This window comes from Planomonospora antibiotica (genome assembly GCF_014647955.1).
In the GTDB taxonomy this organism is placed as follows: domain Bacteria; phylum Actinomycetota; class Actinomycetes; order Streptosporangiales; family Streptosporangiaceae; genus Planomonospora; species Planomonospora parontospora.
On the sequence record NZ_BMQE01000083.1, the window covers coordinates 1 to 13,937 of the forward strand.

A 13,937-nucleotide genomic window follows, 5' to 3' on the forward strand; every position below is an offset into this window, starting at 1 on the left:
CGGCCGGCGTTGCCGCCGCGGGTGCTGCCCGCGACCGTGTGCACGTCCAGCTCGTCGACGATCCCGGACTGCCGGTCCCAGTAGTCGCTGGTGATCACTCCCATGAACACCGACCCGGTCAGGCCCGGCATCTGCTCCAGGGTGAGCCCGGCGTCCTCGAACGCCTCCCAGGCCGTCTCCATCGCCAGGCGGTGCTGCGGGTCCATGGCGGCGGCCTCGCGCGGCGAGATGCCGAAGAACTCCGCGTCGAACTCGTCGATGCCCGCCACGAACCCGCCGTAGCGGGACGACAGCTTCCCGGGCGTGCCGGGCGCGGGGTGGAAGACCTCCTCGACCGGGAAGCGGTCGGCGGGGATCTCGGAGATCGCGTTCTCCCCCCGGCGGAGCAGGTCCCACAGCGCCTCCGGCGAGCGGGCGCCGGGCAGCCGGCAGGCCATGCCGACCACGGCGATCGGCTCGGAGCCGGAGCGGCCGTCATCGAACGAGTTCATCTGATCCCCTTGTATATCTTTCGTTCCTTTTCGTATCTGTCGTCACGCTGCCGGTCCGGCGTTGCGAAGGACTTGGGGACGCTTGCGGGCGGCTTGGGATCCGGAGGCATCGGACTTGGAACCGCCGGGTGGGGATCCTGCGCCCCCCGTCGCCGCCGCGCGCCCGCGGACCCGGGCCCGTCGTGTCGCGGATCCCCGCGGGCGAGCAGGCCGGCCGCCCGCGGGACGGGACGCCGCCGGTCGCGGGCACCCCGGGTCTCCACGGGCTCAAGGGCACCGCGCACAAGAGGCTCCGGCTGCACGGGTCCGGCCGGCCGCCTCCCGGTACCGGGACCACCGGGAGCACCGTTCATTCCCCCGGTGTTTCGCATCCCGATGGCCGCCCGCACCCCGGGGGGTTTCCCGGGAGAGAAATCAGCTGTCGATTCAGCGAGAAGCGGGCGGAACACGGCGGCGGACGCGTCCGAACCCACCTGCCACCATTCAGCGCACCCGACGGCCAAAACGGACCCCGGCACACCCGGGAAAAGTGAATATTTCTCGCATGATAGGGGCGGAAGACCTCACCGAGGCCCGTCCGAGCGGACGGAAACCCCCTCCCCGCCCGCCCGGCCAGACCCTTCTTCGCACAGTGGCGAAACAATCACACAGGGGCGGCGCAATCACACAGTGAGCGGCCGCAGTCGAACCGTGCACAAAACCGGCGCCCGCCCCCACGGTTGACCATGACGCACCGCCACCGGTCGCCAAAGCACACAGAATGACACTCCGAACAAGAGCGCATACGGCCGGTCGAGACATATGACAAGCGGTGGAGAATCACATGACAGCGTGCTAGCGTTTATCGTCGATTCCATTATCGAGTCGCGTTCGTAATTGACAAGGCCACTGGTCGGATCGGTTCGGGGGCATCCGTTGTCGCGCGTCGCCCCGCGATCGGGGATTCGGCCCGCCGTCCGGCAGGCCCCGGCTCCGGCACGTGCCCGGCCCCTCAGCTCAAGGACTCTCATGATCGAACACGTCGTGGCAGAGGTGCTGCTGGGCGGCGGGCTGGCCGCCGCCTGCGGAGCCCTGGCCGTGCGGACCCGGGGCAGGAACGCCGCCGTCCGGGCGCGGCACGCCGCCGAGGACGAGGTGGTCAAGGCCAGGATCGAGGCGGCGCGGGACCTGGAGAAGGCGCAGCTGCTCTTCGCTCAGGACACCGAGGAGCTGCGCCGGCAGATCACCGTCAACGCCGAGTGGTACCAGACCGCGCTGGAGGAGACCCGGCACCTGGTGGGGCAGCGGCTCCCGGCGCTGCTGGACGCCGAGACCCGGTCCGGCTCGGACGTGGTCGTTCCCGGCCTCCTGCACCCCCTGCTGAAGGGCACCCCGTTCGAGGAGCTCCACCAGGCGGTCGAGGACCTGGTGCGCGAGGCGCTGCAGAGCGCCCGGGCCGGCGTCGGCCGGGCGGCCCGCGCCGGCGTCCGCGGCATGGCCGACGAGGCGCAGGCCTTCCTGACCCGGCTCCAGATCAAGATCGACGAGGAGCTGGACAGGCATCCGGCCGCGAGCGCCTACCACCAGAGCCTCATCGACATCGACCACGTCGCGACCCGGAGCCTGCACACGGTCCAGCGCCTGCGCATCCTGACCGGTTCATGGCCGGGGACGCAGCGGGCCGACTGCACCTTCCGCGAGATCGTGGAGAGCGCCCGCGGCCGCATCGGCCCCTACGACCGCGTCGACCACACCTACCTGCCCGAGGTCGGCGAGCTGCTCGTCGAGGGCCGGGTGGTCGAGCCGATCGTCGTCGCCCTGACCGAGCTGCTGGCCAACGCGACCGACTACTCCAGCGACCCGGTGAGCGTCTACGTGCAGCGGGTGCAGGCCGGCTACCGCATCGTGGTGGAGGACACCGGCCTGGGCATGAACCACTTCCAGCGGACCGCCGCCGAGCGGCTGCTCTCGCACCGCGCGGTCTTCGACGTCACCACCCTGGAGGACGAGCGCAAGCTCGGGTTCGCCGTCATCGGGCGGCTCACCCACGACTACGGGTTCCGCGTCGACGTGAGCGCCCCCTCTGCCGGCGGCGGCGTCAAGGCCGTGCTCGTGGTGCCCGACGGCCTCATGAGCCGGTCCACCGCGGAGGCCGGGTCCCGGCCCGCCTCCCGGAAGGCCCCCGCCGTACCGCCCGCCGGGAACCTCGACGGGCCCACCCTGCCCGGCGGCGCGCCCTCGGACCCTCCCGCCGTCGAGGCCGCCCCGGCCTCCGGGCAGGCCGGGCCCGTGGCCGCCGAACCCGCCGGGCACACCGGCCCCGCCGGGGCGGCGGCACCGCTCACGACCGCCCTGGGGCTGCCCAAGCGACAGCCCCGAGACCCGCAGGCGGCACCCCGGCTCTCGCTCCCGAGCCAGGAGGCCCTCACCGACAGCGGCGATCCCGCCGCGCTGGCCGAGGGCTTCGAGCAGATGCGCCGTGCGCTCAGCGAAGGCTACGGCGACAGCGACACCGACTCTGGAGGACGTTCCCGGACATGAGCGACCAGCACACCGCCGACTCCACCGACATGGCCTGGGTCCTGAACAGGCTGACCGAGGAGCCCGGCGTCGTCAACGCCCTGCTGTTCAGCACCGACGGGCTGGTGCTGGCCGCCTCCGACGGCCTGGACAGGGACGACGCCGACCGCGCGGCGGCCGCCCTGTGCGGGGTCAAGTCGCTGCAGGGGGACTTCACCGCGTTCTGCGGTCTGCCCGACCGCGGGACCCCGCTGCCCATGCGGCACGTGGTCAGCGACCTGAAGGACTTCACCGTCCTGCTGTTCGCCGCCGGCGAGCGCACCGGCCTCGGCGTGGCGGTACGCGGCGGCTCGATGAGCCAGGAGGTCGCGCTCGCCATCACCGCCACCCTGAAGATGATCGCCGGACTGCGCCCGGTGCTGGCGGCCCGCGAGCGAAGCGGCGGCGCATGAGCCCGCGCGGGCACCGGAGGAACGGCGTGGTGCGCTCCTACACCGCCACCGGCGGCCGCGCCACCCCGTCGCGGACCAGCCTGGACGAGGCCACCCTGCTCATCGCCGACCCCAAGCCGCCGCTGGCGGGCCTGCAGGCGCAGGCCCGCCGGGTGATGGACCTGTGCCTGCCCGGAGTGCTGTCGGTCTCGGAGGTGGCGCACCACCTCCGGCTTCCCGGCGCGGTCACCAAGGTGATCGTCTCCGGTCTGGTGGACAGCGGGCACTTGGTCGCCCGCGCGCCCTTCACCGCCACCGCCGACCAGCACGACGAGGACTTCCTGAGAAGGGTTCTGCATGGACTCCAGCAGCTCTGACCGCCGCTACGTGCCGGACCGGGCCCGTTCGGTGAAGGTGCTCGTCCTCGGCCCGTTCGCGGTCGGCAAGACCACCTTCGTGGGAACCGTCTCGGAGATCCGGCCGATGCGCACCGAGGAGCGGATGACCCGCGCGGGGGAACTCGTCGACGACCTCGGCGGCCTGCGGGGCAAGGTCACCACCACCGTCGCCATGGACTTCGGCCGGGTCACCCTGGCCGACGACATCGTGCTCTACCTCTTCGGCGCCCCCGGTCAGCCGCGCTTCCACCGCATGGTCCACTCGCTGATGGAAGGCGCCCTGGGCGGGCTGGTCCTGGTCGACACCCGGCGGATCGACGAGAGCTTCGACTCGATCGACCTGCTGGAGTCCGCCGGCCTGCCGTACACCGTCGCCGTCAACCACTTCGACGGCGCGCCCCGCTACGACGACGCCGCCCTGCGCGACGCGCTCACCATGACCGACGACAGGCCTCTGGTGTGGCTGGACGCGCGCACGCGCGAGTCGGCCAAGCAGGGGCTGATCTCCCTCGTCACCGACATCCTCAGCCGTCCCCGCCCGGAGCCCGCCCGATGACCCAGCACCCGGCCCCCATCCCCCAGCTGTTCGGCGAGGACTTCGCCGCCCGGCCGCAGGACGCCTACGCCGCCCTGCGCGTCCACGGCCCCGTCGCGTGGGCCGAGATCGCCCCCGCCGTGTACGCGCTGGTCGTCACCAGCCACCGCGCCGCGCTCACGCTGCTCAACGACACCGCCACCTACAGCAAGGACAGCCGCTCCTGGGCCGCGCTGCACAGCGGGCAGGTCCCCCCCGACAGCCCGGTCCTGGCGATCATGGCCTACCGGCCGAACCTGCTCTACGCCGACGGGCACGAACACGAGCGGCTCCGGGGAGCGATCGAGGACTGCGTGGCCCGTATCGACCTGCACGAACTCCGGGAGAGCACCCAGCGCCACTCGCTCGGGCTCATCGCCCGCTTCGCCCCGGCCGGCCGGGCCGACCTGATGACCGAGTTCGCCGACACGATACCGCTGCTGGTCTTCACCGACATCCTCGGTTGTCCCGCCCCGATGGTCGGCCGCATGGTCGCCGGCTCCCAGGGCCTCATCAGCGCCGGCCCGGAGGCGATGCAGGCCGCGGCCGACTTCGCCCGGTGCCTGGCCGAGCTCATCGAGATGAAGAAGACCGCGCCGGGGAGGGACTTCACCTCCTGGATGCTCGCCCATCCCGCAAGGCTCGCCCCCGAGGAGATCCTCCAGCAGCTGTTCTGCTTCGTCGGCGCCGGCGTCATCCCCACCGCCGCCTGGATCGCCTCGGGCCTGCGGCTGCTGCTGGAGGACGACGCCTACGCCGGTGACCTGACCGGCGGCGCGGTCACCGTACGCCGCGCCATGGAGCAGGTGCTGTGGACCCGCTCGCCGATGGCGAACTTCGCCGTGCACTTCGCCCGCCGCGCCACGATGCTGCACGGCGTCCCCATCCCGCCCGGCGTGCCCATCCTCATCAGTCACGCCGCCACCGGCACCGACCCGCAGCTGCCGCCGGGCCTCGGCCACGACAACCGCTCCCACCTGGCCTGGTCGGCCGGTCCGCACCGCTGCCCGGCCGACAGCCATGCCGCCGTCATCGCCCAGACCGCCATCGAGACGCTCCTCGACCGGCTCTGGGACCTGGAGCTCACCGACGCCGGCGTCCCCAACCGGCACGGTCCCTTCCACCAGTGCCCCGCCGCCCTGGGCGTTCGTTTCCGTCCGCAACCGGCCGACGCCCTCACCACCTCACCCCCCGGAGGTTCCACATGACCGCCAGCACCGGCACCGGCACCGCCGTCGGCACCCCGGCCGTGCTCGACACGACCGGCCGGCTCCTGTACGAGCAGGCCGAGCACCTGCGCGCCGGCGGGCCCGCCGTACGCGTCGAGATGCCGGGCGGCCTCGTCGCCTGGTCCGTCAGCAGGGGCGACGTCGCCAAGCGGCTCCTGGTCCACCCGCACATCTCCAAGGACGCGCGGGCGAGCTGGCCCGGCTACCGGCCCGGGGCCTTCCCCTGGCTGACCGCCTGGGTCGACGTGGTGAGCATGTTCACCTCGGACGACGCCGACCATAAACGGCTCAAGGACCTGGTCGCCCGGGCGTTCACGGCCCGCCGGATCGACGCCATGCGCCCCGCCGTCGAAGCGATCGTCACCGGTCTGCTCGACGCCCTGGAGACGCTGCGGACCGACGCACCGGACCGGCCGGTCGACCTGCGCACCGCCTTCTCCTACCCGGTGCCCACCCGGGTGATCTGCGATCTGTTCGGCGTCCCGGACGACCAGCGTCCCGGCATGCTGCGGGTCATCGACGCCATCCTGGACACCAGCGCCTCCCCCGAGCAGGCCGGCCGTACCCGCGACGATCTGTTCGCCGCCATGCACGCCCTCATCACGGCCAAGCGCACCGCTCCCGGCGACGACATGACCAGCCTCCTGCTCGCGGCGCAGCAGGAGGACGGTGACCGGCTCAGCGAGGCCGAACTGGTCAGCACCCTGATCCTGATGATCGGCGCGGGATCGGAGACCGCGGTCGCGCTGATCGACCACGCGGTCGTCGAGCTGCTCTCCCATCCCGGGCAGCTGGCCGTCGCGCTCGGCGACCCCGCCCGCTGGGACGACGTCATCGAGGAGACGCTCCGCAAGCACCCGCCGATCATGCACCTGCCTCTGAGGTACGCCACCGCCGACATCGACCTCGGCGAAGGCGTCACCCTGCGCGCGGGCGACCTGGTCCTGATCGCGTTCGGCGCGCACGGCCGCGACCCGGAGGCCAACCCCGAACCGGACCGGTTCGACATCGACCGGACCGACCGCCAGCACCTGGCGTTCGGCTACGGCATCCACTACTGCCTGGGCGCTCCGCTGGCCCGGTTGGAAGCCCGCGTCGCCCTGCCCGCTCTCTTCGCGCGCTTCCCCCGCCTGCGCCTGGCCGGTGAGCGCACGTCACTGTCTCCGCAGCCGTCCTTCATCGGCAACGACTACCGGGAGCTCCCCGTCCTGCTGGGACCGGTCGGCTGATTCGTCGGCTGATCCATCGTGCCGGGCGGGCCCGCCCGGCACGATGCCGTACGAAGACGACGGGACTCCTGGCGGAACGGCGACCCGACACCACCCGGACCGACAGGGGTTCCCTCGCGCTCGACGAGCATATGACATGCCGGTGGCCGGGCGCAGGCGAATGCCGGACCCGCCGGCGCCTTCGGCGACGGCCCTCCCTGTTCAGGCCGGCTCCCGGAGCCGCCGCCCCGTCGCACGGCTGGACTCTCCCTCCGTGGGAGGCCTCATGCTGCTCCCGGCGGTCCCCAACGGGGGATCACGTCTCGGGGACGGGGACGGTGCGACCGTTCGCCGCGCAAGCATGAGAGGGACACATGACCATCGTGAAGGGCGTCGAGGCCCGCGGCATGCACCACTGCGAGACGACGGCGCTGGGGGTGCTGCTTCGGCATGAGGGACTCGATCTGTCCGAGCCCATGCTGTTCGGGCTGGGCTCGGGCCTGTCCTTCGTCTACTGGGACGGCAGGGGCATGGCGTTCCCCTTTCTCGGAGGCCGCGTCAAGCCCTTCGAGCTCACCAGGAACCTGGCCGCCAGGCTGGGGCTGACGCTGACGGTCCGGGAGACCGCCTCACCGCGCAGGGCGTGGGAGAACGCGGCCGCCCCCGTCGACGCCGGCCGGCCGGTCGGCCTCCAGCTCGACTGCCACCACCTGGAGTACTTCCGCTCCAAGGTGCACTTCGGCGGTCACGTCGTCGCCATGTACGGCTACGACGAGCACGACGTCCACCTCGTCGACACCGACCAGCAGGGCGGAGCGGTGCGCACCAGCCGGGCGAGCCTCGCCGCGGCGCGGGCCGAACGGGGCCCGATGACCGCCAGGAACCGGTCCTTCACCATCAGCCTGCCGGCTCACCCGCTCTCCTGGCAGGAGCAGATCATCCCCGCCGTCAGAGCCTGCGCCGACGCCTTCCTCGCCGCCCCCATCGCGAACCTGGGCCACCGCGGCATCGAGAAGGCCGGCAGGCAGGTGCCCGGATGGCTGCTACGGGCCGGCGACCCGCAGCGGGACCTGCCGCAGGCCGCCCTCCTCATGGAGCGGGGAGGCACCGGAGGCGCCCTGTTCCGCACCCTCTACCGCGACTTCCTCGCCGAGTGCGCCCAACTGATCGACGACGACGGCCTCCGTACCGGTCACCGGCTGTACGCCGAGGCCGCCGTCCTGTGGACGGAGGTGTCCGCACTGATCGCGAAGGCCGGGGAGAGCGGCGACGCCGAATGCCTCCAGCAGGCCGGCGCCATCCTGCACGATCTCTCACGCATCGAGAAGGACGCCATGCAGGTGCTGCGTCGGCTGTGACCCGGAGGGGGCCGGCCGCGTGCCCGGCGCGCGCTCCCCGTCCGGGACGGGCCGGGATCCGGACGACCGGTTCCTACGGGGTCGGGGAACCGTCCCCGATCACGCGCCGAGCACCCGCCACCGCCTCCTTCAAGGCCGTCCGGTCCACGTCCCCCACCTCACCGACCAGCCGGATGAGCTGATCACCCCGGATCGCCGTGTACTCGTGACGACCTCCGCCGGTGCGGTACCAGCCCAGCCACTTTGCCCTCGGTGGAAACGCCCTCGTCACATGAGACAGACCTCTTCGATCTGTCGGGACGACAGGATTTGAACCTGCGACCCCTTGACCCCCAGGCAAGGCGGGCGGGGGCGGGACCATGGGCTATAACCGCTCCCACCTGCGCATACGGTCCACAGTGATCCACCGCTGTCCGGCACCGTCCAGGGCGGTTGTCACTCGGTTCGTCACCCAAGGAATCCCGCGGTGGGCATCGGCCACGCCGTAACACTCAGACTCCAATAAGATCACGAAGCCACGGCCTGAGGCTGATTACTTCTATCGTGCTCATATGCGGCGATGGCTGAGGATCGCACTGGCGATCACGGTTACCCTGGGCGTCACAGCGTGCGTACCCCCGGTAGCCGGATCGGTGGGAATCAGCGTCGACGCGCAAGGCCATCCCGTCGCCGTTCTCGCATGGTGTGACGGCACCGCCCCCGAAGAAGTGATCGTTTCCCATGAAGAAACGTCCTCCGGCGTATCGGGCACCGACAGCGAGAGCAGTCCGTCAAGTCTCCCCAGCGACACCGCGCCCACCCGCTGGGTCGAGGACGCGACGTTCCATGCACCGGATCTCGACGGGCAAAGCGCCTCGGTACGTCTCGACGCCCCAGCCGGAGGCTGGACGGTGGAGCCGGGACCACCTGCTCTGAAGCCTGGAGTCATGTACCACGTGTCCGGCGGGAAAGGGAGAGGGAATAGCAGGGTCAATACGTCCAGCGTCAGTTTCACCACCGAGGACTTGGTGAAGCTCGAACCTGGCCGGGTCTTCGTTCAGAAGCTGGACGAGACCTCACCAACGATCACTTGGGTGGATACGACGATCTCCCGTGCGGAGTTCGATCGCGAAGGACAGGACCCGGATGCCTGCCAGTGATCCGGCCCTTCATCCCTCAGCGACGTCTCGGTTCATTCGATTGAGGACATGACCGCCCCGTCAGAGAAGTGAGCGATCCGAAGGCGCCGCGCCACCGATACTTGGTGCCTGGCGTAGTTTTCGCTCCGGCCTCGATACGCGATGAGACCGTTCCTCAGCAGTCCGTACGGCTGGCGGACGCAAGCGCCTCCTGCAAAGTCGTCGTCTGCGATGACTTCCGCTGTTTGAGAAGGGCTGCGACGCCGACCAGCTCCCTACGGGCGTGGCGGTTCAACGCGACGGCGTCGGCCACGACGGGCAGGCTCACCGCTACCACCGCCGCTGCGTCCCCGGCCTCGGCGTGGGCCCTGGCCAGACATGAGCCGTACCAGGCGCGGTCGCGCCTGTAGCTCTCCGGCAGGCCGGACAGCCCTTCCGTCAGCAGATCGATCGCCTTGGACCAGTTGCCGAGCTGGAGTTCGGTCATGCCGCGCTGGAGGCGGAACCAGGTCTCGTCGTAGAAGTACATCCACGCGGGCTCGTCGTCGGCGTGCTCGGCGGCCCGGCGGATCAGAGCCTCGGCCTCGTCCAGCAAGGTGCGGGCAGGCCGGGCGCCGCCGGCGAGTGCGTGCCCCCGGGCGGCCATCTGCGCGGCCATCCCCCGCACACCGGGGGTGACCCGGCCGTCGTGCCAGCGGGCCGCGTCGGCGAGCCGTACGCATCGGCGGGCGTTACCCGCGCTCCACGCCTGGTGGGCCTTCATGCTGAGCGTGGTGGTGGCCATGTTCACGTCGCCGATCTCCAGTGCCCAGTCGTGCGCGCGGTCGTACCAGGCGAGCGCGGCGGCCTGGTCGTCGACGTCCAGCGACATCCACGCGACGAACTGGGCGTACTGCGCGGCCAGGTCCACCACCGCGTCGGCGAGCGGGCCGCGGGCGTGCTGGGCCAGCTCGACCACCACGCCGAGCTGCTGGCGCACGATCCCGAGCAGCGGGCGGGCGCCGATGGTGTCCTCGACCTTGCGGTGTTCGGCCAGGCAGGTCTCCAGCCATGCCACGGTCTGCCGGTCGATCCGGCCGGGCCGCTCGACGGTGCGGGTGATCCGCTCGAACAGGTCCGCATCGGGCGCGATGGTCGGCAGCGGCAGCGCGGGGACCGGCACGCTCAACATCTCGGCGGCCGTACGGTCCCGCACCGTCCGGCGATCGCCGAACAGCTCGGTCTCGTCGGTGCCGAACACGCGGCAGTACAGGACGCGGTAGGGGTCTTTGGGCTGGTGCCTGCCCGCCTCCCAGTCCTTGATCATGCGGACCAGGGACTCGCGCTCGGGCAGACGGTCACGCGTGCGGGCGTCGGCGGCCTCGGTGAGGTGCTTGGCCATGTCCCGCTGCGTCCACAGCCGTTGCCGTCGCTCGTCGCGCAGCCGTACGGCCCAACCCGGAAGATCGCGCATCGCGTACACCTCGGGGGAGAGTGGGGGATCCGCTCGTCTCTCCCCCAGTCTCCCTTACTCGCACTGTCAGCGGGCGTGTCTGCGGCGATGTGATGGAAGGACCGCGAAAAGCGGGACCCGCAGGCGATCTCAGCGCCGTACGGGTCCCTTGATCGCACAGGAGGTGCGACCCATGGACAACTGTAGAGCCGCCCCGCCCGCCGTGGACGAGACCACGGCGGAGCGCCAGGACAAGGCACTGGCCGTAGTCCAGCGGCTGTTGAGAGAGCGGGGCATTCGCGCCCGCTGCCAGCACACGATCAGCCTCGGCCTGTTCGCCGACCGCGCGGCCGGCCACTCCTGGCCCGACCGGCCGATGCGGCGCTACTGGGTGGACCGCTTCCCGCCGGAACTGGCCGTGCTCGGTCCCCAGGGCGGGTGCGACGCCACCGTGACCGTGGATTCCTGCTCCGGCTACCTGGTGTGGCTGCGTACCGCTTCCGGCCCTCAGCCCTTCCGCAACGACGATCCGCACCTGGTGGTGAACCTGATCGCGGCCCTGTGGCCGGAGCAGCGGTGACGCCGGAGGAACTGAGGCGGCGCTACGGACAGGCGTGGATCATCTCCCCGGCCGTGGCCGGCGGCTGGTACGCCGTGCGGCGCACCGCTCTGTCCGTCCCCGCACGGGAGCACGGCCTGTCCGAGATCCGCGGCGGGACGAGTCCGGCCGAACTGGCGCGTCATCTGGAGGAGGAGACCCGGCTGGAACAGCGGCCCTGGCAGCGCATCCCGACGAGCCGGGATCGCATCTCATAGGCGGGCGTGGCGGCGTGGATCTGGAGGGACGGCGCCGCCACGCCTCCACCCGCATCGCCCTTCCCCGTTCCGGGTGCCTCCCAGACCGGCCACGTCATCCGATGGCAACCCGACCCGGAGCGCAGGGCCGCCAGGCCCGGGCACCGGAAGCGGGGCGGCAGATTCTCCAGCAAGCCGTTTTGATCTCGATCGCGACGACCAAATCCGGCCCTTTATTCCCCTGGAAGCAGTTCTATGACTTTCCCCTCCACCGGGGAGTCTACGATTCTGGCAATCAACACTATTCCGTCTTCCGTTTTCTCTAGTTCAAGGTCTCCAGAAATCACCCTCCATCCATCTTGCTGCATCTTTCTGGACACATCATCCAATGACCTAAGATCATCGGCTAGCCATATCGAAACTGAAGGGTCGTCATACGAGTCACATCCGGAAAGCTCACTATACCCCTTTATCCATTCTTTCTCTAACGACACTTCAATCGCCTTGCTTGTCGCAGCAAAATACTTTTTTGCCTTAGAATCACATAATGATATTGCACACCCATTGAGAGCAGGGATCCCCACGAAGGCGAGGAGTGCAGTCAAAACAAAGACGTTCCCCTTGTTATGAAAATACATCCAAAAAATCCCATTCTTCAACCTGAAATTCACCATTGAATCACTAGACCTTATTGCAGGGGAGGCCAGAAAGACCGCCACACAGAAACGCAAACACCCGGAATATTTTCGATGGCAACACCATAAAGCACCACTGAACTTCAATGTGTGATGTCGGATGGCGTGATCGCAGAGGGCGTCAAGGTCAGGCCGGTCTCGGCCAGGCACCCGTCGACCAGATGCGAACGGTACTGGATCTTCTTCAGACCCCTCTTCGCGACGCGGACGAGCTGATGCAGATCAGCCACGGCCAGGTTGGCCAGCGCACCCCGCTTGAGCAGCGACCAGACGCCCTCGGCCGGGTTGAGGTCCGGAGCATAGGACGGCAGCTGCACGACCGTCAGCCACGCGGTGTTCTGCTCGACGAACGCCCGCATGCCCGGCACCGGATGCCGGTTCAGGTTGTCCCAGACGAGCACGATCGGCGCGCCGAGCCGCTGGCGCGCATCGATGATCAGGTCGCGGTAGTCCATCCAGGAGAAGCTCTTGGGCTCACCGTCACGGCCTCGCCACAGGTGCAGCCGGTAGATCAGCCGGGAGCGGCATCCAGGTCTGTAGCAGGTCAGGGCGGCGATGGAGATCCGGCCCCAGCCGCCGCCGCGCACCCGCACCACCGGGGTGCATCCGCGCCGGCCCCGGCTGCGGGCCCGGGGCGGCCTCAGCCCCTGGCCCGACTCGTCTTCGAAGCAGACCCACGCGCCCAGGTCCGCGGCGGTCGTTCCACGACCGGCCACACCTCCTTCTTCCAGACCGCGATCGCGGCGTCGTCGCGCTCGAGTGCGCGCCGGGCGGGCCGCTGGCACGACCAGCCGTGACGGCGCAGCAGCCGCCACACGCCTTGGACGGTGTAGCCGATGTGGAAACGCCGGCCGATCAGTGTCGTGATCCGCAGCAGCGTCCAGCGCTGGTCGGCGAATCCCCAGGCCGGCGGGCCTTGCTGCAGGTCGGATTCCAGCCGGGCGAACTGGGTGTCGCTCAGTTTCGGCAGCGAGGGCGGGCCGGTGGAGCGCAGTGCCCGGCTGCCGCCTTGGCGCCAGGAGCGGCGCCATCGTTCCACCGACCGCAGGCTGACCCGCAGTCTGCGGGCGATGGCCGCGGTGGTGTCGCCGTGGGCGAACGACTCGGCCGCGTGCAGGCGGAGTCGTTCGCGGCGCTGCTGTTCCGCGGCGGTGAACCCGCCGCCTTGCGCGTATCGCATACTTCCGTGATATCGCAGTCACCGCGAGCGATCGGATGCGGATCCGACATCACGCATTCAACTTGAGCAGCGCCAGTTCCCGGGCGTGCGTGGCGTCGTAGCGCGTCAGTTCCTCGGTGAGCAGCGGCACGGCGCGCAACGGGCGGTGCAGCCCGGTCACGGAGACGGTCTACCGGAAGCAGATCCGCCCGGTGCTGCTCGGTAACGCCGAGGCTGTGGAACTGGTCTTCACTTGACTTCATCCCCCACCTAAAGGCGGGGGATTCCAGCGGTCGCCCGCTGGGGTTCCTGCTTCACCGACGACCGCCCCGTCCGGGAGGACTCCCGTTGAGGTCTCACACCGTCTCCACAGGCAGACGCCGCCAGCCCGGCGGCCAGGATGTTGCGTGCCGCGTTCACATCGCGGTCATGCACGGCACCGCAGTCGCACGTCCACTCCCGGACGTTCAACGGCAGCTTCCCGCGGACCGTGCCGCAGGCTCCGCACAGCTTCGAGCTGGGGAACCAGCGGTCGATCACGACGAGTTCA

Annotated in this window: 15 protein-coding genes; 10 read left to right on the plus strand and 5 right to left on the minus strand. The window is 70.2% G+C overall.

All coding sequences use genetic code 11. The features are described 5' to 3' along the window. Positions 1-491 (minus strand): beta-ketoacyl synthase N-terminal-like domain-containing protein (locus tag IEZ06_RS34440; RefSeq protein ID WP_189240855.1); only part of this gene is annotated, 491 nt, incomplete at its 3' end. 1,008 nt (positions 492-1,499) lie between these two features. Between IEZ06_RS34440 and IEZ06_RS34445 the strand changes: the two genes are divergently transcribed. The 8 genes from IEZ06_RS34445 (at position 1,500) to IEZ06_RS34480 (ending at position 9,327) form a co-directional block, all read left to right on the plus strand. Beyond that, entirely contained in the window at positions 1,500-3,011 is a 1,512-nt protein-coding gene (locus IEZ06_RS34445; protein ID WP_189240856.1) for a sensor histidine kinase, read from the plus strand. Further along, positions 3,008-3,442 (plus strand): roadblock/LC7 domain-containing protein, encoded by a 435-nt coding sequence (locus IEZ06_RS34450; protein WP_189240857.1) that lies wholly within the window; start codon positions 3,008-3,010, stop codon positions 3,440-3,442. The genes IEZ06_RS34445 and IEZ06_RS34450 overlap by 4 nt, the downstream gene beginning before the upstream one ends. 29 nt (positions 3,443-3,471) lie before the next feature. Continuing rightward, complete coding sequence (locus tag IEZ06_RS34455; protein WP_203872388.1) at positions 3,472-3,798, plus strand: DUF742 domain-containing protein; 327 nt, start codon at positions 3,472-3,474, stop codon at positions 3,796-3,798. Continuing rightward, positions 3,779-4,375 (plus strand): GTP-binding protein, encoded by a 597-nt coding sequence (locus tag IEZ06_RS34460; protein ID WP_189240859.1) that lies wholly within the window; start codon positions 3,779-3,781, stop codon positions 4,373-4,375. The genes IEZ06_RS34455 and IEZ06_RS34460 overlap by 20 nt, the downstream gene beginning before the upstream one ends. After that, positions 4,372-5,601 carry a cytochrome P450 family protein gene (locus IEZ06_RS34465; RefSeq protein ID WP_189240860.1) on the plus strand — a complete coding sequence of 410 codons (1,230 nt, stop codon included), beginning with the start codon at positions 4,372-4,374 and terminating at the stop codon, positions 5,599-5,601. Before IEZ06_RS34460 ends, IEZ06_RS34465 begins: the two co-directional genes overlap by 4 nt. Beyond that, positions 5,598-6,851, plus strand: coding sequence for a cytochrome P450 family protein (locus tag IEZ06_RS34470; RefSeq protein ID WP_189240861.1), 1,254 nt, complete (start codon positions 5,598-5,600; stop codon positions 6,849-6,851). Before IEZ06_RS34465 ends, IEZ06_RS34470 begins: the two co-directional genes overlap by 4 nt. 353 nt (positions 6,852-7,204) lie before the next feature. Continuing rightward, positions 7,205-8,188, plus strand: a complete 984-nt coding sequence (locus IEZ06_RS34475) for a BtrH N-terminal domain-containing protein (RefSeq protein WP_189240862.1) — start codon at positions 7,205-7,207, stop codon at positions 8,186-8,188. 551 nt (positions 8,189-8,739) lie between these two features. Then, positions 8,740-9,327, plus strand: coding sequence for a hypothetical protein (locus tag IEZ06_RS34480; protein ID WP_189240863.1), 588 nt, complete (start codon positions 8,740-8,742; stop codon positions 9,325-9,327). A 154-nt stretch (positions 9,328-9,481) separates the two neighbouring features. Here IEZ06_RS34480 and IEZ06_RS34485 read toward each other — a convergent pair whose 3' ends face one another. After that, positions 9,482-10,759 carry an NsdA family TPR-like regulatory protein gene (locus IEZ06_RS34485; protein ID WP_189240864.1) on the minus strand — a complete coding sequence of 426 codons (1,278 nt, stop codon included), beginning with the start codon at positions 10,757-10,759 and terminating at the stop codon, positions 9,482-9,484. Between the two features lie 172 nt (positions 10,760-10,931). Here IEZ06_RS34485 and IEZ06_RS34490 point away from each other — a divergent pair, with 172 nt between their 5' ends. Both IEZ06_RS34490 and IEZ06_RS34495 read left to right on the plus strand, forming a co-directional pair. Then, positions 10,932-11,318 carry a hypothetical protein gene (locus tag IEZ06_RS34490; protein ID WP_189240865.1) on the plus strand — a complete coding sequence of 129 codons (387 nt, stop codon included), beginning with the start codon at positions 10,932-10,934 and terminating at the stop codon, positions 11,316-11,318. Next, positions 11,315-11,554, plus strand: a complete 240-nt coding sequence (locus IEZ06_RS34495; protein WP_189240866.1) for a hypothetical protein — start codon at positions 11,315-11,317, stop codon at positions 11,552-11,554. The genes IEZ06_RS34490 and IEZ06_RS34495 overlap by 4 nt, the downstream gene beginning before the upstream one ends. Before the next feature lie 212 nt (positions 11,555-11,766). Here IEZ06_RS34495 and IEZ06_RS34500 read toward each other — a convergent pair whose 3' ends face one another. From IEZ06_RS34500 to IEZ06_RS34515, 3 genes are all read right to left on the minus strand, one after another. Then, positions 11,767-12,252 carry a hypothetical protein gene (locus tag IEZ06_RS34500; protein ID WP_189240867.1) on the minus strand — a complete coding sequence of 162 codons (486 nt, stop codon included), beginning with the start codon at positions 12,250-12,252 and terminating at the stop codon, positions 11,767-11,769. A 59-nt stretch (positions 12,253-12,311) separates the two neighbouring features. Beyond that, positions 12,312-13,408 (minus strand): IS630 family transposase gene (locus IEZ06_RS37880; RefSeq protein ID WP_444544047.1). Its coding sequence is split into 2 segments (ribosomal slippage): positions 12,312-12,910 and positions 12,910-13,408, totalling 1,098 coding nucleotides; the frame shifts between segments, so codons are not numbered across the junction. Positions 13,409-13,657: 249 nt separating this feature from the next. Beyond that, positions 13,658-13,937 (minus strand): zinc ribbon domain-containing protein (locus tag IEZ06_RS34515; protein ID WP_189240870.1); only part of this gene is annotated, 280 nt, incomplete at its 5' end.

Coding starts and splice junctions, on each gene's coding strand:
- IEZ06_RS34490 (WP_189240865.1), top strand. CDS start 10,932: ATGGACAACTGTAGAGCCGCCCCGCCCGCCGTGGACGAGACCACGGCG.
- IEZ06_RS34450 (WP_189240857.1), top strand. CDS start 3,008: ATGAGCGACCAGCACACCGCCGACTCCACCGACATGGCCTGGGTCCTG.
- IEZ06_RS34475 (WP_189240862.1), top strand. CDS start 7,205: ATGACCATCGTGAAGGGCGTCGAGGCCCGCGGCATGCACCACTGCGAG.
- IEZ06_RS34465 (WP_189240860.1), top strand. CDS start 4,372: ATGACCCAGCACCCGGCCCCCATCCCCCAGCTGTTCGGCGAGGACTTC.
- IEZ06_RS34470 (WP_189240861.1), top strand. CDS start 5,598: ATGACCGCCAGCACCGGCACCGGCACCGCCGTCGGCACCCCGGCCGTG.
- IEZ06_RS34480 (WP_189240863.1), top strand. CDS start 8,740: ATGCGGCGATGGCTGAGGATCGCACTGGCGATCACGGTTACCCTGGGC.
- IEZ06_RS34460 (WP_189240859.1), top strand. CDS start 3,779: ATGGACTCCAGCAGCTCTGACCGCCGCTACGTGCCGGACCGGGCCCGT.
- IEZ06_RS34445 (WP_189240856.1), top strand. CDS start 1,500: ATGATCGAACACGTCGTGGCAGAGGTGCTGCTGGGCGGCGGGCTGGCC.
- IEZ06_RS34485 (WP_189240864.1), bottom strand. CDS start 10,759: ATGCGCGATCTTCCGGGTTGGGCCGTACGGCTGCGCGACGAGCGACGG.